This window comes from Methylobacterium sp. WL8, assembly GCF_008040045.1.
Lineage (GTDB): Bacteria > Pseudomonadota > Alphaproteobacteria > Rhizobiales > Beijerinckiaceae > Methylobacterium > Methylobacterium cerastii.
Window position 1 is genome coordinate 32,597 of the sequence record NZ_VRVF01000038.1, and the last position, 16,760, is coordinate 49,356.

Consider the following 16,760-nt stretch of genomic DNA (forward strand, 5'->3'; position numbering starts at 1 on the left):
ATGGCACGTCTCACCACCCGCGCTCCTGCGAAGATCAACCTCACCTTGCACGTCCTCGGGCGTCGCCCCGGCGACGGGTATCACGTGCTCGAAAGCCTCGTGGCGTTTGCCGGCACAGGGGACACGTTGACCCTCGATCCCGGTCCCGCGCTGTCGCTCGCGGTGAGCGGCCCGACCGCCGGGCCGGCCGGGCCGACCGGGGACAACCTCGTGATCCGGGCGGCCCGGCACCTCGCGGACGGCGTGCCAGATTTGAAGGTCGGGGCGTTCGACCTCGTCAAGCGCCTGCCGGTGGCGGCGGGCATCGGCGGCGGATCGTCGGATGCGGCGGCCGCCCTGCGTCTCCTCGCGGAGCTGAACGGGCTCGCCCTCGACCACCCCGCGGTGATCGCCGCCGCGCGGGCGACGGGGGCCGACGTACCGGTCTGCCTCGATCCGCGGGCGCGGATGATGCGGGGCGCGGGCGAGGAGATCGGCCCGACGCTCGGGATCGCACCGCTGCCGGCGGTGCTGATCAATCCCGGCGTGCCGGTGCCGACGGCCCCCGTGTTCAAGGCGCTCGGACTCCAGGTCGGAGACAGGCTCGACGGCGCAGCGCATCCCGAGATCGGCGGCGGCGACGCCGACACGCTGCTCGCGGCGATCGGGCCGGCGCGCAACGACCTCGAAGCGCCGGCACTCACCGTGGCGCCGGTGATCGGCACGGCGCTGACGGCGTTGCGCACCCAGCCCGGGTGCCGGCTTACGCGGATGTCGGGTTCGGGCGCGACGGTGTTCGCCGTGTTCGCCGACCGGCATGCGGCCTCGCGCGCGGCCCGGGCCATCGGTTCGGCCCAGCCCGGTTGGTGGACCGTCGCGACCTACCTGCGCTGACAGGCCGGAGCAGGCGCCGGCTCGCTACGACGAGGATCAATGGACGCGCGAGACGCAGAAATCCACGACCTGCAGCAGCGCCGACTTCATCGGGCTTTCCGGGAACGGATCGAGCGCGTCCCGCGCCAGCGTGCCGTACTCGCGGGCGCGCGCCACCGTTTCCTCGAGGGCGTGGTGGCGCCGCAGGATCGTGTGGGCGGTCTCGAGGTCGCCCTCCTCCAGCGCGCCCTGCTCCAGCGTCCGCCGCCAGAACGCGCGCTCCTCCTCGGTGCCGCGGCGGACCGCGAGCACGATCGGCAGCGTGATCTTACCCTCGCGGAAGTCGTCGCCGACGTTCTTGCCGAGGGCCGCGCTGGTGCCGCCGTAATCGAGCACGTCGTCGATCAGCTGGAAGGCGATGCCGAGGTTCATGCCGTAGGCGCGGCACGCCTCCTGCTCCGCGACCGGGCGCCCGGCCAGCACCGGGCCGACTTCGCAGGCGGCTGCGAACAGCTCGGCGGTCTTGGCGCGGATCACCGCGAGGTACTCGTCCTCCGAGGTGCCGGTGTTCTTGGCGGCGGTGAGCTGCATCACCTCGCCCTCGGCGATCACGGTGGCGGCGGCCGAGAGGATGTCGAGGGCGCGCAGCGACCCGACCTCGACCATCATCCGGAAGGCCTGGCCCAGCAGGAAGTCGCCGACGAGCACGCTCGCCTCGTTGCCCCACTTGATCCGTGCGGCGACCCGGCCGCGGCGCATGTCGCTGCCGTCGACCACGTCGTCGTGCAGCAGGGTCGCGGTGTGCATGAATTCGACGCTGGCGGCGAGCTTCACGTCGCCGTCGATCCCCGCATAGCCGCAGAGGTCCGCGCTCGCGAGCGTGAGGATCGGGCGCAGGCGCTTGCCGCCGGAATCGATCAGGTGGTTGGCGACCTCGGGGATCATCGCCACGTCCGATCCGGTGCGCGACAGGATCTGGGCGTTCACCCGCTCCATGCCACCCGAGACCAGGGCCACGAGGTCGGCCAGGCTCGCCTCCGCGTCGGGGCGGCCCTCTTCGATGGAAACGACGACACCCAAGGTCCGATGCCTCCAGACCGATCTTCGATTGCAGCGCGCGATGCGCCACCCCTTCGCACGGGCTTCAGGGCACCGCAACATGCGCGCGTGAAACCGGATATGGTGCCGCCGCATGGATCGGCGCACGCGACGAAAGCGCCCTCCACCCGCGAACGGGGCCGCGATGACCGAACTGATCCGCACCAACGACATCGTCCTGATCGGCTTCGCGCAATCGCTGCTCGAGGGCGCTGATATCCCGGTCCTCGTGGCCGACAACCACATGAGCCTGATGGAGGGTTCGATCGGCGCCTTCCCCCGCCGCCTGCTGGTGCCCGGCGACCATGCGGCCCAGGCCCGCCGGCTCCTGCGCGACGCCGGGCTCGGCCACAAGCTGCGGGACGCGACCGCCTGACCATGCGCCAGACCTCGGATGCCGCGCCGGACGACTTCCTCGGCGGGGCCTTGCGCCTGCTGCAGCCGCCGCGCGGGAGCCACCGGGCCGGAACCGATGCGGTGCTGCTCGCGCGCCTCATCGAGCCGAAGGCCGGCGACGTGATCTGCGACGTCGGAGCGGGAACGGGTGCGGTCGGGCTCGCGGCCGGAATTGGCGCGCCGGGCAGCCGCGTCGTGCTGGTCGAGCGCGCGCCCGACCTCGCCGCATTGGCGCGCCGGAACGCCGAGGCCAACGCGATGGCCGATCGCGTCTCGGTCGTCGAGGCCGACGTGCTCGGTCCAGGGGCAGAACGCCGAGCCGCCGGCCTCGTCTCCGGCAGCGCCGACATCGTGCTGACCAACCCGCCGTTCTTCGAGGCCGGTCGCCACCGCCCGTCGCCGGATGCAGGCAAGGCGGCCGCGCACGCATTTCCCCCCGGCGGATTGGAGGCCTGGATCCGCACTTGCACCGACCTTCTGCGGGCCGGCGGCCGGCTCGGGCTGATCCACAGGGCCGACGCGCTACCGCTCTGCCTCGACGCCCTGCGCAATCGGTTCGGCGGCGTCGCGATCCGCCCGGTCCACGCCCGGGCGGATCGTCCGGCGATCCGCATCCTCGTCAGCGCGACCAAGGGGAGCCGCGCCGCCCTGGAACTGCGTCCGCCCCTCGTCCTCCAAGGGGTGGACGGCGCCTTCACCGCCGAGGCGGACGCCCTGCATCGCGGCCGGCCGTGGCCGCCATGAAGCCGTTTCGCTCTGGCCAAGTTCGTCTAGGGTATGGATCAGGCGGCGTGCCGGACACCGCCCGAGCGCATCTCAGTAGAACCGCAGGCGGCGGTGATGCCCGAAATGGTGGCGGTGATGGTGATGGCGGCGCCAATGGTGGTGGCGGTGCCAGCGGTGATGCCGGTGCCAGTGATGGCGGTGCCAGTGCCGGCGGCCGTGCCAGCGGGCGGTCTGCACGAGCGGTTCGGCGTCGGACTGGGCGGCGGCGATCGGCACGCTCATCGGGGCGGCCTTCGCCGAGAGGCTCAACCCGGTCGCGCCGCCGAGCAGCGCGAGCACGACCATCAGAAATTTCCAGGATCGCATCGAGACGTCCTCTCCTCCCTGTGACACGGTCGAGGATCGCGCCCCCGCCCGGACGGAAACCACTCCGCCGGGCCTGAAACGGCGATGGGCCTGTTTCGGTTCGATCGACGACACGCGAAACACTTCGTCGTGCGACGACGGCCCCTTGGCGAAAGCCTTGCGCAAGCGGTGCCGATGACCAATTCGGAAGGCGCAACTCTTCCCGAGCAGAGCCCCCATGCCCCTCGCCGTTCCGGACTTCGTGCGTGCCCTGCTGCCGGCGCGCTTCCGCAAGGCGCGCCCGCGCGTCGCCGTCGTGCGGTTGAATGGCGCCATCGGCGCGGTCTCGCCGCTCCGTCCCGGCCTGTCGATCGGCACCGTGGCGGGTAGCCTCGAGCGCGCCTTCGAAACCCCGGGCGCGGTGGCGGTGGCGATCGTGATCAACTCGCCGGGCGGCGCGCCGGCCCAGTCGCACTTGATCCACCGGCGTATCCGCGACCTGGCGACGGAAAAGAAGCTGCCGGTCTACGCCTTCGTCGAGGACGTGGCGGCCTCCGGCGGCTACATGATCGCGTGCGCGGCCGACACAATCGTCGCCGACCCGACCTCGGTGGTCGGCTCGATCGGCGTGGTCTCGGCGGGTTTCGGGTTCGATAAGCTGCTCGCGCGCGTCGGCGTCGAGCGCCGCGTCCACACCCAAGGCGACGCCAAGGCGATGCTCGATCCGTTCCGGCCGGAAGACCCGGCCGACGTCGAGCGCCTTTTGCGCATCCAAGCGGACGTGCAGGACCTGTTCACCGCCCTCGTCACGGCCCGCCGCCCGACCTTGAAGGCCGGCGACAACCTGTTCACCGGCGCGATCTGGACCGGGCGGCAGGCGTTGGAGCTCGGTCTCGTCGACGCGCTCGGCGACATCCGTTCGACCTTGAGGACCCGCTTCGGCGACACCGTCGAGATGCGGCTCGTCGCGGAGGCGAAGGGGTCGTTCGTCAGCCGCCTCTTGCGTCGCGCGGCACCGGGCGGGATCGGCCTTGCGGACGAGGCGATTGCCGCGGTGGAGGAGCGGGCGGCCTGGGCTCGCTACGGGCTCTGAGCGAGGCTGCTAGCTCGGCTATCAGCAATCTGCGGTCAGCGGACCAGGCAGGCGGCGTCCGGCGTGCCGTAGCCGCTATAGACCACCCGCACCTTGCGGGTGCAGCCCTCGGCCTTGATCGCGGGCGCCGCGACCGGGGCGACCTCGACCGGCATCACCGCGACCGGCACGGTCACCGTGGCGGTGTCTTCCACGGTCGCGAAAGCGCTGCTGGCGCTCATCACCAGCGGGGTGGCGACCAGCGAGGCGGCGACGAGGACCGCGAAGACGGTGACGTTCTTCTTGGCGAGGCTGCGCATGACTGATGTTCCGTGGCGTTCGGCCCCTGCGGGCGCCGGATGTCCTGATGTCGGGCAATAAACTTGGCCGTGCCGATACGGTTCCGCTTGTCCGTCGAATTTGCGCCACATTCGGTGCGGGCCCGCACGCGCAGCGGCCTAGCGGTTGCTCAATGGGGCGGCGCACGCTTAAACCCCGGGCGCCCTCCCCCCGCGCGACGACGAAGAAGCCCCATGCCGAGCGATGCCGATCTCAGCCCAAAGACCTCGTTCCAGGGCCTGATCCTGACGCTGCAGCGCTTCTGGGCGGCCAAGGGCTGCGTGATCTTGCAGCCATACGACATGGAGGTCGGCGCCGGCACGTTCCATCCGGCCACGACCCTGCGGGCGCTCGGGCCCAAGCCCTGGAAAGCCGCCTACGTGCAGCCCTCGCGCCGGCCGAAGGACGGGCGCTACGGCGAGAACCCGAACCGGCTGCAGCACTACTACCAGTTCCAGGTGATCCTGAAGCCGAACCCGGACAACCTGCAGGAGCTCTACCTGGAATCGCTCGCCGCGATCGGCGTCGACCTCGCCCTGCACGACATCCGCTTCGTCGAGGACGACTGGGAGAGCCCGACGCTCGGCGCCTGGGGCCTTGGCTGGGAATGCTGGTGCGACGGCATGGAGGTGAGCCAGTTCACCTACTTCCAGCAGGTCGCGGGCCTCGAATGCGCGCCGGTGGCGGGTGAGCTGACCTACGGGCTGGAGCGGCTGGCGATGTACGTCCAGGGCGTCGAGAACGTCTACGATTTGAACTTCAACGGCGGCGCGGGCGCCGACAAGGTGACCTACGGCGACGTGTTCCTGCAGGCCGAGCAGGAATACTCGCGGCACAACTTCGAGGCGGCCGACACGACGATGCTGTTCCGCCAATTCGCCGACGCCGAAAAGGCCTGCCGCAGCTACCTCGACGGCGGCGCGCCGGAGCGCGAGGGCGCCCGCCATCGCATGGTGCAGCCGGCCTACGACCAGTGCATCAAGGCGAGCCACGTCTTCAACCTGCTCGACGCACGCGGCGTGATCTCGGTGACCGAGCGCCAGAGCTACATCCTGCGGGTGCGCGAGCTGGCCAAGGCCTGCGGCGCAGCCTGGCTGCTGACGGAGGCCGGCGGCGCCCCGGCCGCGGCATGAACCGCGTCGCGCTCGCCGCCTTGGCCCTGGTCTGCCTCGCCAATCCAGCTGCGGCGCAATCCGCCACCGACCCCGTCGAGACCGTGCGCGCCTTCTACGCCAAGGACGACATCGGGGCCGTCGGCTTCTACGCCACGCGTCTGCGCGCGCTCTACGAGCGGGATCGCCGCGAGGCCGGGAACGAGGTCGGCCGCCTCGATTTCGCGTTCACTGTCAACGGGCAGGACACCGAGGCGAATTGGCAAAAGACTCTGCAGCTGGTCGCGCTCTCTGACGATGTCGCGCTCTCTGACGATCATGAACGCGCGCAGGTGCAGGCGACCTTCCGCAACTTCACGCCGCAGGATCTGCGCTACGATCTCGTGCGCGAGGACGGGCGCTGGCTGATCGCCGACGTGCGGTCGATGACAGGCCAGACCTGGGATCTGGTGACAATCCTGTCGTCGAAGCTGCCATAGGCGCATCGCGAAGCGGATATCGGCGGTGGCATCCCGCGCCTTCCGCGTCGCTTCGTCTCGACGGACGCCGAGCGGGCGTCTATTCCCGCGCGCATGCCCGATTTGCTGCTCGAACTCCGCTCCGAAGAAATCCCGGCCCGCATGCAGCGGCGTGCGGCCGAGGACCTGAAGAAGCTCGTCACCGACGCCCTGGTCGAGCGCGGCTTCCTCTACGACGGCGCCAAGGCCTTCGCGACGCCGCGCCGCCTGGCGCTCCACGTCGCCGGCCTGCCCGCCCGCGGCGAGGCCGTGCGCGAGGAGCGGCGCGGGCCGAAGGTCGGCGCGCCGGATGCGGCGGTGCAAGGCTTCCTGCGCGGCGCCGGCCTGACGAGCCTCGACCAGGCGCAGACCGTCGTCGACCCGAAGAAGGGTGAGTTCTACCTCGCGGTGATCGAGAGGCCCGGCCGCGCGACGCTGGACGTGCTGGCCGAGATCCTGCCCGCGATTATCAAGAGCTTCCCCTGGCCGAAATCCATGCGCTGGGGCGCGGCCTCGGCGCAGGCGGGGGCCTTGCGCTGGGTGCGTCCGCTGCAATCGATCGTCGCGACCTTCGGCCCGGAGACCGAGACGCCGGACGTGGTGCCGTTCGAGGTCGGCGGGATCGTGGCCGGGGCGACGACCTACGGCCACCGCTTCCTGGCGCCGGAAGCGATCGAGGTGCGGCGCTTCGACGACTACGTCCAGAACCTGGAGCGCGCCAAGGTCGTGCTCGACGCGGACCGCCGCAAGGACATCATCCTGCACGACGCCCGCGACCTCGCCTTCGCCCGCGGCCTCGAACTTGTGGAGGACGAGGGCCTGCTGGAGGAGGTCGCCGGCCTCGTGGAATGGCCGGTGGTGCTGATGGGCACCTTCGACCAAAGCTTCCTCGACATCCCGGGCGAGGCGGTGCGCGCGACCATCCGCGCCAACCAGAAATGCTTCGTGGTTCGTGAAGCCGGCGGCGCGCTGGCGCCGGCCTTCATCCTGGTCTCGAACCTCGTCGCCTCGGACGGCGGGGCCGCGATCACCGCCGGCAACGAGCGCGTCGTCCGCGCCCGGCTCTCGGACGCGAAGTTCTTCTGGGAGACGGACAAGGCGATCCGCCTCGAAGACCGGCTACAGAGGCTCGACACCATCGTGTTCCACGAGAAGCTCGGGACGCAGGGCGAGCGGGTGCAGCGCATCGCGGCGCTCGCGAAGGAACTGGCGCCGCTGGTCGGCGCCGATCCCGAGCTGGCGGAGCGCGCCGCGCGCCTCGCCAAGGCCGACCTCGTCACCGAGATGGTCGGCGAGTTCCCCGAGCTGCAGGGTTTGATGGGGGCTCGCTATGCCGCTCTCCAGGGCGAGCACCCGAGCGTCTGCGCTGCGATCGAGGAGCATTACAAGCCGGTCGGGCCGTCCGACCGGGTGCCGACCGACCCGGTCTCGGTGGCGGTGGCGCTCGCCGACAAGCTCGACACGCTGGTCGGGTTCTGGGCGATCGACGAGAAACCGACTGGGAGCAAGGACCCGTATGCGTTGCGGCGGGCCGCTTTGGGGGTCGTGCGACTCGCGGTCGATTGTTCGCTAAGATTGAGTCTGACGCAGGCTTTTGCGTTCGCATATCTTGCAAGGTCATTGACTCCAGACGAATCAAGCTACTTCAAGCGAAGCCATAACGAGGGTATCCCAAGCCAGCGCACGACTTCGGATATTGTAAAAAATGCGGGTATCCCCGGGTCGAGTTTTGCGGATTTGGTCGATGGCAAAGGAAGTCTTCTCACCTTTTTCGCCGATCGCCTCAAAGTCTACCTCCGCGAAAAAGGCGCCCGCCACGACTTGATCGACGCGGTCTTCGCGCTTCCCGGCCAGGACGACCTGCTGATGGTCGTCCGCCGCGTCGAGGCGCTCGGCGCCTTCCTCGACACCGAGGACGGCAAGAACCTGCTCGCGGGGGTGAAGCGCGCCTCGAACATCCTCCGGATCGAGGAGAAGAAGGACGGCCGCGCCTACGACGCCGAGCCCGACGCCGCGCTCGCCGCCTCCGGCCAGCCCGAGGAGCGGGCGCTCGCCGAGGCGCTGGCGACCGCCCGGACCGAGGCCTCGGCCGCGGTCGCGAAGGAGGATTTTGCCGGCGCGATGCGGGCGCTCTCGCAGCTGCGTGCCCCGGTGGACGCCTTCTTCGAGCACGTCACCGTCAACGCCGACGACCCGCGCCTGCGCGAGAACCGCCTCACCCTCCTCAACGCGCTGCGCGCCGCCACCCGCGAAGTCGCGGATTTCTCGGCGATCGTGGGATAGTGCGCGGGTCCCTTCTCCCAGGGGGAGAAGGACAGGATGAGGGGCGTGAGGCGTCAGGAAGGACCGCGCCGGTCGCAACGTGTCTGCCGGATTCGGTCCGGCAGCGACATGGGCTCGTCGATCGGCCGACGCTGTCGACCTTGCGCGCAGTTCGGTGGCGTTACGCCCCTCATCCCAACCTTCTCCCCCTGGGAGAAGGAGCCATGTCGTGGAAGACGCGGGATTTCCGCCACCGTCGCGCCGTGAGGCCTTTATGGAGCAGATCGCTTACGCGCGGGGTTTGCGTCGCACGCAGACGCGAGCCGAAGCCAAGCTCTGGTCCGTGCTCCGAAGGCGCCAACTGAACGGGTGGAAGTTCCGGCGCCAGTGCCCCATCGATCGCTATGTTGCGGATTTCGTCTGCATCGAGGCGAACCTCATCGTGGAAGTGGATGGCGCGACCCATTCCACGATGCAGGAATGCGAGCGGGATGCGGTTCGCACCCGTACCCTTGAATCCTGCGGTTTCGCGATCCTGCGCGACACCAACGCCGAGATCGCCGAAAACCTCGACGGCGTGCGCGAGACGATCCTCGCCGCGGTCGAGCGGCGGCTCTCCGTCTGATGCGTCTCAGAACCAGCCCTTGATCCGGAACACCACGATCGGGATGATCGCGCTGGCGAGGATCAGGCTTAGGGCGTAGGGGTAGCCGTAGGCCCAGTCGAGCTCGGGCATGTGCTTGAAGTTCATCCCGTACATCGAGGCGATTAGCGTCGGCGGAACGCCGACCACCGAGACGACGGTGAGCACGCGGAAGACGTTGTTCTGTTCGATGTTGATCAGGCCCAGGGCCGCGTCGAGGAGGAACTGGACGTTCTCCGAGAGCCGCGTCTCGAACTCGTCGAGGGATTCGATGTCCCGGCGGATCGTCTCGAAGCGGGCGTCGGTCTCCTCCTGAGCCAGCACCTGCTCGCAGGCGCCGGCGACGAAGGGCACGATGCGCTCGAGCCCGAGCAGGCTCGCCCGGATCTTGCCGAGCACCTTCCCGCGGCGGGCGATGCCCCGCAGGATGCGCCGCAGCGCCAAGTCCCGCCGGCGCGGGGGCGCCGCCTCGTCGGATTTCGCGGGCCGGGCGCGCACGTCGAAGTCGAAGATGCGGGTGGAGAGCCTGTCGAGCTCGGCGCCCATGTCCTCCAGGGAGTCGGCCAGGCTGTCGACGAGCTCCTCCATCAGCAGCAGGAAGACCGCGATCCCGGTCTTGGCCTCCTCGCCCTCGTGGACCCGCTTGCGCACCTCGGCGAAGGCGCGCAGCTCATGGAATCGCACCGTCACGAGGTGGTCCTTCGTCAGCACGAAGCCGAGTGGGTTCAGGACCGAATCGGTGCTCTCGAAGGTGATCATCGGCGTCGAGAGCGACAGGCCGTTCTTCAGCCGGCGCAGGCGGCTCGAACTCTCGACCTCCGACAGCGCCTTGCGCGAGGGCACCCGGACGCCGGTGGCCTCCTCGACCGCGCGGGCCTCCTCGGGCGTCGGGTCGTTGAGGTCGATCCACACGGCCTGCGTCGGGACGGCGGCGGCGCCCGCCTCGCTCGGCGCGAGCGCGCCCTCCGGTCCGTGCAGGCTCAGCATGGCAGGATCATCCGTCGGCGCGTGCGATCAGGGGAGAAACCCGGCGCGCGACGGCCGTCGCAGGGTGCGACAGACTTGACTCGCCAAGGGGCCGCGGCTATCTCGCCCGCAGCCTTGGCACTCATCTTTCGAGAGTGCTAACGGCAGGGTTGGACGCGGACCACCGCGGCATCAACGCCGTTTCGCGAATTCAAACAAGAGGGCAGCTCATGAAGTTCCGTCCGCTGCACGACCGGGTCGTCGTCCGCCGCATCGAAGGCGAAGAGAAGACCAAGGGCGGCATCATCATCCCCGACACCGCCAAGGAGAAGCCGCAGGAAGGCGAGATCGTCGCCGTCGGCCCGGGCGCCCGCGACGAGGCCGGCCGCATCAACGCGCTCGACGTCAAGGCCGGCGACCGCGTCCTGTTCGGCAAGTGGTCGGGCACCGAGGTCAAGATCGACGGTCAGGACCTCCTGATCATGAAGGAATCCGACATCATGGGCGTCGTCGCCTAAGGTCTTCGGACACCTGACTTAAACCGCCCTTCGAGGCCCGAACCGGTCTTGGGGCTTCCCCACCAACGAAAAGGAATCCTGCACATGGCAGCGAAAGACGTTCGTTTCTCCTCCGACGCGCGCGACAAGATGCTCCGTGGCGTCGACATCCTCGCGGATGCCGTCAAGGTGACGCTCGGCCCCAAGGGCCGCAACGTCGTGATCGAGAAGAGCTTCGGCGCGCCGCGCATCACCAAGGACGGCGTCACCGTCGCCAAGGAGATCGAGCTCGCCGACAAGTTCGAGAACATGGGCGCCCAGATGGTGCGCGAAGTGGCCTCGAAGACCAACGACATCGCCGGTGACGGCACCACCACCGCGACCGTGCTCGCCCAGGCGATCGTCCGCGAAGGCGCCAAGTACGTCGCCGCCGGCATGAACCCGATGGACCTGAAGCGCGGCATCGACCTCGCCACGGCCGCCGCGGTGAAGGACATCATCGCGCGCTCCAAGAAGGTCGCCTCGTCCGAGGAGGTCGCCCAGGTCGGCACGATCTCGTCGAACGGCGACAAGGAAATCGGCGAGATGATCGCCCACGCCATGCAGAAGGTCGGCAACGAGGGCGTGATCACGGTCGAGGAGGCGAAGACCGCCGAGACCGAGCTCGACGTCGTCGAGGGCATGCAGTTCGACCGCGGCTACCTCTCCCCGTACTTCATCACGAACGCGGAGAAGATGGTCGCCGAGCTCGAGGACCCCTACATCCTCATCCACGAGAAGAAGCTGTCGTCGCTCCAGGCGATGCTGCCGGTGCTCGAGGCCGTGGTGCAGACCGGCAAGCCGCTGGTCATCATCGCCGAGGACATCGAGGGCGAGGCGCTGGCCACCCTCGTGGTGAACAAGCTGCGCGGCGGCCTCAAGGTCGCGGCCGTGAAGGCTCCGGGCTTCGGGGACCGCCGCAAGGCGATGCTCGAGGACATCGCGATCCTGACCCAGGGCCAGATGATCGCCGAGGACCTCGGCATCAAGCTCGAGAACGTCACCCTGCCGATGCTCGGCCGCGCCAAGCGGATCCGCATCGAGAAGGAGACCACCACGATCATCGACGGTTCGGGCGAGAAGGCCGACATCGAGGCCCGCGTCGGGCAGATCAAGGCGCAGATCGAGGAGACCACCTCGGACTACGACCGTGAGAAGCTCCAGGAGCGCCTGGCCAAGCTCGCCGGCGGCGTCGCGGTCATCCGCGTCGGCGGCGCGACCGAGGTCGAGGTCAAGGAGAAGAAGGACCGCGTCGACGACGCGCTCAACGCCACCCGCGCGGCTGTCGAAGAGGGCATCGTCCCCGGCGGTGGCACCGCCCTGCTCCGCGCCAAGAAGGCGGTCGCCGCCCTCTCGAGCGACAACCCCGACGTCCAGGCCGGCATCAAGATCGTGCTGAAGGCGCTCGAGGCCCCGATCCGTCAGATCGCCCAGAACTCGGGCGTCGAGGGCTCCATCGTCGTCGGCAAGATCACCGACAACACCTCTTCCGAGACCTACGGCTTCAACGCCCAGACGGAAGAGTACGTCGACATGATCCAGGCCGGCATCATCGACCCGGCCAAGGTCGTGCGCACCGCCCTGCAGGACGCGGCCTCGGTCGCCGGCCTGCTCGTCACCACCGAGGCCATGATCGCCGACTCTCCGAAGAAGGACAGCGGCGCCTCCATGGGCGGCGGCGGCGGCATGGGCGGCATGGGCGGCGGGATGGACTTCTAAGTCCCAGCCACCATCGCAAGGTCGGAAAGAGGGTCGCCGCAAGGCGGCCCTCTTTTCGTTTGCGTCCGCCATGCTTGGGAGACTCTAGATTTATTTTTTCTCCCGAATGGCGCTGGTGATCGGCCCGCGAGCGATATGCGCATATGCTAAAATTTCAGCAAGTCGCTCTAAAATATCGTTTATTTCCAGACACCGCGGGTACTTTCAAGGGAGAGCGATCTTCCAAAGCCAATCTAGCATATGACTTGAGGTTGATTTCTCGACCTGGATGAGATTTCCTTCCGTTCGGCGGGGGGAGACGGGTTTGGACGTCGAGGGCTTCATCGAACGCTGGACCGCACGCGAGGGCGGTGCGGAGCGCGCGAACTACCAGATGTTCCTCAGCGAGCTCTGCGACGTGCTCGGCGTACCCCGACCGGAGCCGGCCGGCGGCGACACCGCCCGCAACGACTACGCCTTCGAGCGCGCCGTGCGCCTGCGCGCGGGCGACGGCGGTACGGCTCCCCGGCGCATCGACCTCTACCGGCGCGGGCACTTCATCCTCGAAGCCAAGCAATCGCGCTTTCCCGGCGCGAAGAACGCGCCGCGGCAGGTCTCCGCCGCCCAGCTCTCCCGGCTTGCCGCCGAACCGGAACAGCTCGGGCGCCGGGCCGCCACGAAGGGCTGGGACGTGATGATGCAGAACGCCCGGCGCCAAGCCGAAGGCTACGTCTTCCTGTTGGATCCCGAGCATGTGGCACCGCCCTTCCTCATCACCTGCGATGTCGGCCACGCGCTGGAGGTGTTCGCCGATTTCTCCGGGACCGGGCGGGCCTACGTGCCGTTTCCCGACCGCCAGGGCTTCCGCATCTTTCTCGAAGACCTGCGCGACCCGGCGGTGCGCACCCGGCTCGCGGCGATCTGGACCGACCCGGGCAGCCTCGATCCGGCGCGGCATGCGGCCAGGGTCACTCGCGAGATCGCCGCGCGGCTCGCCGCCGTGAGCAAGGCGCTCGAGGCGGACCATGCGCCCGAGGAGGTCGCCCACTTCCTGATGCGCTGCATTTTCACGATGTTCGCCGAGGGCGTGGACCTGCTGCCGAAGGGCAAGTTCACCAAACTGCTGGCAGAATGCGCCGAAAGCCCGGGCGTCTTCGCTCCGCTCCTCTCGGACCTCTGGGCCAAGATGGACGCGCCGCGGGAGCAGGATCGCTTCTTCTCGGGGTTCCAGCAGCACCTGCGCCTCTTCAACGGCAACCTGTTCTCCAACGCGACGGCGTTCCCGCTGGCGCGCGAGGAGATCGGGGAGCTGCTGGCGGCCGCCCGGAAGGACTGGACGGAGGTCGATCCCGCGATCTTCGGCACGCTGCTGGAGCAGGCCCTGGACAAGGCGGAGCGGCGACGGCTCGGCGCGCATTACACGCCGCGCGTCTACGTGCGGCGTCTCGTCGAGGCGACCGTGATGCAGCCGCTCCGGGCCGACTGGCAGGCGGCGCTCATGAGAGCGGAGACCGCCCACCAGGGCGGGGACGAGAAGGCGGCGGTCGGCCACGTGCGTGCGTTCCACCGCACGCTCTGCGCCACCCGCGTCCTCGATCCGGCCTGCGGCACCGGCAACTTCCTCTACGTCGCGCTCGAGCTGATGAAGACCCTCGAAGGCGAGGTGCTGGAGACGCTGGCGCGCCTGGGCGAGCCCGAGAACATGGGGCTGGATCGCGAAACCGTCGATCCGCACCAGTTCCTCGGTTTGGAACTGAACCCGCGCGCCGCCGCGATCGCCGAGCTCGTGGTGTGGATCGGGTACCTTCAGCAGCATTACCGGACCCGCACCGGACACCCGTCCGAGCCGATCCTGCGCGCCTTCAAGAACATCAACTTCGGACGCGGCGAAGGCTACGATGCCGTCTTGACCTGGGACGGCTATCCGCTTCCGACGATCGTCGAGATAAATGGCAGACGCGTCGAGACCTATCCGAAGGCCCGGCGGCCGGACTGGCCGGACGCCGATTTCATCGTCGGGAATCCACCGTTCATCGCAGGAAGCGACCTGCGCGGCGAATACGGACACGGCTATGCCTCAGCCGTCTGGGCCGCCTATCCGAACGTCCCCGGCGGCGCGGACTTCGTGATGTGCTGGTGGGATCGGTCGGCCGTCCAGCTTGCGGGGCCGATCCTGAAACGGTTCGGCTTCGTGACGACGAACAAGATCGCACAGGGATTCAGTCGCAAGGTCGTCGCCCATCACCTGGGTCTCAAACGCCCGATCCGCATCGCGTGGGCGATCGACGATCACCCCTGGTATCGCGGAAAGGGCGGCGTCGCGCAGGTCCGGATCGCGATGACGGTCGGCGATCGAAAAACGACGGCGGGACGCCATCTAAGAATCAAGCAGGAAAAGCTCACCTCCGACGAGCAGATCGCAGTCGAATACGTGGAGGAAGACGGCATCATCAACGCGGACCTGACGATCGGCGCCGACATCACGAAGTCAAAGGCGCTTCTCGCGAACCGAGGCTGCTCTCACGACGGTGTGAAGTTGCACGGAAAGAGGTTCGTCCTGAACGAGGCGGAGGCTGGCCTGCTCGGGGTCGGGACACGCGCGGGCATCGAGGAATTCATACGGCCGTACCGGAACGGACTCGACCTGCGATCCGTCAGACCCTCCAGGCTCGTCGACGACATGTACGGCCTCGCTCCCGACGACATCCGAGCGCGCTATCCCGAGGCCTATCAACGTCTGCTCGAGGTGCTCGACGAGCGTCAGGACGCCATCGACCAGGTCCGCCTCAAGGGCCGCGAGCCCAGCAAGGATGTTCTGGCGTACCGGGACTTGTGGTGGCTCTTCGGCAAACCGCGCCCCGAGATGCGTTTCGCGTTGGCGAATCTCGGCCGGTACATCGGCACGATCGACACGGCGAGAAAACGCCTCTTTCAGTTCATCGACAGTGATATCCTATGCGATGACAAGATCGTCGTGATCGCGATCGAGGATGCGGCCACCCTGTCCATCCTGTCGTCCCACATCCACGTCACATGGGCCGAGCGCTCCGGCGTCTGGCTCGGCGTCGGGAACGACTCGGTCTACTCGAAGACGCGTTGCTTCGACCCTTTCCCGTTTCCCGAACTGTCTGCCAAGCTGAGGATGCAGCTTCGCACGATGGGAGAGGAGCTGGATTCGACGCGCAAGGTCATCCAGGAAGAAAATCCCGACCTGGGCCTGACGGAGGTCTACAAGCTGCTCGACCTGATCCGTGCCGGAGCCCCGCTCAGCAGTCGGGACGAGGACGTGAGAACGCGCGGGCGCGTCCTCATCCTGCGGGAGCTGCACGACACGATCGACCGGCTGACCGCCGACGCCTACGGATGGCCGCACGGATTGTCCGATGCGGACATCCTGGTCCGGCTCGTCGCGCTCAATGCGGAGCGGGCCCGCGAGGAGGCTGCGGGCCATGTGCGTTGGCTTCGGCCCGACTACCAGATCCCGCGCTTCGCCGGAGAGATCGGGGCGAGGACCGAAGACCTGGATCTCGGCGAGGCCGAGATCGCGATCGGCAGGGACTTGCCGGCGTTCCCCACGGACCGCAGCGAACAGCCCCTCGCGGTCGTAGCCATCCTTCGCAGAGTCGACCGCCCGATGGACGCGGCCGCCCTCAGTCGCGGGTTCAAGCGCGGCGGCAGGCGCATCGAGGCGCGGGTGGCGCAGATCCTCGCTACGCTCAGCCTCTACGGCCACATCGTCGAAGCCGGCGACGGTCGCTTCCTTGGACGACGCGCCGCCTGATGCGGTGCGGCGGCCCGGTTCAGCCCGCCCGGCGTCCGCAGCGGACGTAGGAGGCTGTGCCCTTTCCGCTCGTCCAGGTCAGGCGGTCGCCGTCGACGACGAGGCGGACCTGCGACGACCAGCGCCGGCCGCGGTCGGCGCAGTCGGCGGCCATCACCCAGGCGTTGCCGGTGCGGCGGCCGTCGTGGAAGCTGCAGATCGTCCGCCCGGCGCTGGCGCGGTCGGGGGTGATCGTCGCGGGGATGTAGCCGCGCCGGCGCGAGCGCCGGCCGCAGGCGGCCTCGGTCGGCCCCCAGGTGCCGACGTACTCGGCGCGATCCATCCGCGGGACCGGCGCCGGGGCCGGCATCGGCGCGGCGGCGACGGGGGCGGCCTGGGGCTCCACGGCGACGCTTGGCGAAGGCGCCGTCGGGGCCTGGACCGCCGCGACCACCGGC

Annotated in this window: 15 protein-coding genes and 1 pseudogene; 11 read left to right on the plus strand and 5 right to left on the minus strand. The window is 68.9% G+C overall.

What is annotated here, in order from left to right; all coding sequences use genetic code 11:
- Positions 1-873 carry a 4-(cytidine 5'-diphospho)-2-C-methyl-D-erythritol kinase gene (locus FV234_RS14880; RefSeq protein ID WP_147830114.1) on the plus strand — a complete coding sequence of 291 codons (873 nt, stop codon included), beginning with the start codon at positions 1-3 and terminating at the stop codon, positions 871-873.
- Between the two features lie 36 nt (positions 874-909).
- Here FV234_RS14880 and FV234_RS14885 read toward each other — a convergent pair whose 3' ends face one another.
- Positions 910-1,932, minus strand: coding sequence for a polyprenyl synthetase family protein (locus FV234_RS14885; RefSeq protein ID WP_238271745.1), 1,023 nt, complete (start codon positions 1,930-1,932; stop codon positions 910-912).
- Positions 1,933-2,095: 163 nt separating this feature from the next.
- Between FV234_RS14885 and FV234_RS14890 the strand changes: the two genes are divergently transcribed.
- Positions 2,096-2,326, plus strand: a complete 231-nt coding sequence (locus FV234_RS14890; protein ID WP_147830118.1) for a DUF2007 domain-containing protein — start codon at positions 2,096-2,098, stop codon at positions 2,324-2,326.
- A 2-nt stretch (positions 2,327-2,328) separates the two neighbouring features.
- The gene (locus tag FV234_RS14895; RefSeq protein WP_147830120.1) at positions 2,329-3,090 is read left to right on the plus strand and encodes a methyltransferase; all 762 of its coding nucleotides are present in this window, start codon (positions 2,329-2,331) and stop codon (positions 3,088-3,090) included.
- 72 nt (positions 3,091-3,162) lie between these two features.
- Here the strand turns inward: FV234_RS14895 and FV234_RS14900 are convergent, their stop codons facing one another.
- The gene (locus tag FV234_RS14900) at positions 3,163-3,438 is read right to left on the minus strand and encodes a hypothetical protein (protein WP_147751060.1); all 276 of its coding nucleotides are present in this window, start codon (positions 3,436-3,438) and stop codon (positions 3,163-3,165) included.
- Positions 3,439-3,655: 217 nt separating this feature from the next.
- Here FV234_RS14900 and FV234_RS14905 point away from each other — a divergent pair, with 217 nt between their 5' ends.
- Positions 3,656-4,510, plus strand: a complete 855-nt coding sequence (locus FV234_RS14905; RefSeq protein ID WP_147830122.1) for a S49 family peptidase — start codon at positions 3,656-3,658, stop codon at positions 4,508-4,510.
- A 35-nt stretch (positions 4,511-4,545) separates the two neighbouring features.
- Here FV234_RS14905 and FV234_RS14910 read toward each other — a convergent pair whose 3' ends face one another.
- Positions 4,546-4,809: a hypothetical protein gene (locus FV234_RS14910; RefSeq protein ID WP_147751058.1), complete on the minus strand. Its 264-nt coding sequence runs from the start codon at positions 4,807-4,809 to the stop codon at positions 4,546-4,548.
- A 213-nt stretch (positions 4,810-5,022) separates the two neighbouring features.
- On the opposite strand from FV234_RS14910, the gene FV234_RS14915 reads away from it, so the two are divergent.
- The 4 genes from FV234_RS14915 to FV234_RS14930 all read left to right on the plus strand — a co-directional run bounded on the left by FV234_RS14915 (position 5,023) and on the right by FV234_RS14930 (position 9,324).
- A complete protein-coding gene (locus FV234_RS14915) occupies positions 5,023-5,961 on the plus strand; it encodes a glycine--tRNA ligase subunit alpha (protein ID WP_147830124.1) in 939 nt (312 codons plus the stop codon).
- The gene (locus tag FV234_RS14920) at positions 5,958-6,419 is read left to right on the plus strand and encodes a DUF3828 domain-containing protein (RefSeq protein ID WP_147830126.1); all 462 of its coding nucleotides are present in this window, start codon (positions 5,958-5,960) and stop codon (positions 6,417-6,419) included. Before FV234_RS14915 ends, FV234_RS14920 begins: the two co-directional genes overlap by 4 nt.
- Positions 6,420-6,512: 93 nt before the next feature.
- Positions 6,513-8,720 carry a glycine--tRNA ligase subunit beta gene (gene glyS, locus FV234_RS14925; RefSeq protein ID WP_147830128.1) on the plus strand — a complete coding sequence of 736 codons (2,208 nt, stop codon included), beginning with the start codon at positions 6,513-6,515 and terminating at the stop codon, positions 8,718-8,720.
- A gap of 208 nt (positions 8,721-8,928) precedes the next feature.
- On the plus strand, positions 8,929-9,324 hold the full coding sequence (locus FV234_RS14930; protein WP_246686209.1) for a DUF559 domain-containing protein: 396 nt from the start codon (positions 8,929-8,931) through the stop codon (positions 9,322-9,324).
- A gap of 6 nt (positions 9,325-9,330) precedes the next feature.
- On the opposite strand, the gene FV234_RS14935 is transcribed toward FV234_RS14930, so the two are convergent.
- Positions 9,331-10,329, minus strand: a complete 999-nt coding sequence (locus tag FV234_RS14935) for a magnesium transporter CorA family protein (RefSeq protein ID WP_147830131.1) — start codon at positions 10,327-10,329, stop codon at positions 9,331-9,333.
- A 209-nt stretch (positions 10,330-10,538) separates the two neighbouring features.
- Here FV234_RS14935 and groES point away from each other — a divergent pair, with 209 nt between their 5' ends.
- The 3 genes from groES to FV234_RS14950 all read left to right on the plus strand — a co-directional run bounded on the left by groES (position 10,539) and on the right by FV234_RS14950 (position 16,323).
- A complete protein-coding gene (gene groES, locus FV234_RS14940; RefSeq protein WP_055886789.1) occupies positions 10,539-10,826 on the plus strand; it encodes a co-chaperone GroES in 288 nt (95 codons plus the stop codon).
- Positions 10,827-10,910: 84 nt separating this feature from the next.
- Complete coding sequence (gene groL / locus FV234_RS14945) at positions 10,911-12,563, plus strand: chaperonin GroEL (protein WP_147751053.1); 1,653 nt, start codon at positions 10,911-10,913, stop codon at positions 12,561-12,563.
- A 304-nt stretch (positions 12,564-12,867) separates the two neighbouring features.
- Positions 12,868-16,323, plus strand: coding sequence for a DNA methyltransferase (locus FV234_RS14950; protein WP_147830133.1), 3,456 nt, complete (start codon positions 12,868-12,870; stop codon positions 16,321-16,323).
- Between the two features lie 19 nt (positions 16,324-16,342).
- Here the strand turns inward: FV234_RS14950 and FV234_RS14955 are convergent.
- Positions 16,343-16,760 (minus strand): annotated as a pseudogene (locus FV234_RS14955) (peptidase inhibitor family I36 protein); the annotation flags it as partial.

What these genes read in the sequence shown, in the direction of transcription:
- FV234_RS14895 (WP_147830120.1), top strand. Translation starts at nt 2,329, where the DNA reads ATGCGCCAGACCTCGGATGCCGCGCCGGACGACTTCCTCGGCGGGGCC.
- FV234_RS14880 (WP_147830114.1), top strand. Translation starts at nt 1, where the DNA reads ATGGCACGTCTCACCACCCGCGCTCCTGCGAAGATCAACCTCACCTTG.
- FV234_RS14900 (WP_147751060.1), bottom strand. Translation starts at nt 3,438, where the DNA reads ATGCGATCCTGGAAATTTCTGATGGTCGTGCTCGCGCTGCTCGGCGGC.
- FV234_RS14935 (WP_147830131.1), bottom strand. Translation starts at nt 10,329, where the DNA reads ATGCTGAGCCTGCACGGACCGGAGGGCGCGCTCGCGCCGAGCGAGGCG.
- groES (WP_055886789.1), top strand. Translation starts at nt 10,539, where the DNA reads ATGAAGTTCCGTCCGCTGCACGACCGGGTCGTCGTCCGCCGCATCGAA.
- FV234_RS14920 (WP_147830126.1), top strand. Translation starts at nt 5,958, where the DNA reads ATGAACCGCGTCGCGCTCGCCGCCTTGGCCCTGGTCTGCCTCGCCAAT.
- FV234_RS14915 (WP_147830124.1), top strand. Translation starts at nt 5,023, where the DNA reads ATGCCGAGCGATGCCGATCTCAGCCCAAAGACCTCGTTCCAGGGCCTG.
- FV234_RS14910 (WP_147751058.1), bottom strand. Translation starts at nt 4,809, where the DNA reads ATGCGCAGCCTCGCCAAGAAGAACGTCACCGTCTTCGCGGTCCTCGTC.
- FV234_RS14890 (WP_147830118.1), top strand. Translation starts at nt 2,096, where the DNA reads ATGACCGAACTGATCCGCACCAACGACATCGTCCTGATCGGCTTCGCG.
- glyS (WP_147830128.1), top strand. Translation starts at nt 6,513, where the DNA reads ATGCCCGATTTGCTGCTCGAACTCCGCTCCGAAGAAATCCCGGCCCGC.
- FV234_RS14905 (WP_147830122.1), top strand. Translation starts at nt 3,656, where the DNA reads ATGCCCCTCGCCGTTCCGGACTTCGTGCGTGCCCTGCTGCCGGCGCGC.
- groL (WP_147751053.1), top strand. Translation starts at nt 10,911, where the DNA reads ATGGCAGCGAAAGACGTTCGTTTCTCCTCCGACGCGCGCGACAAGATG.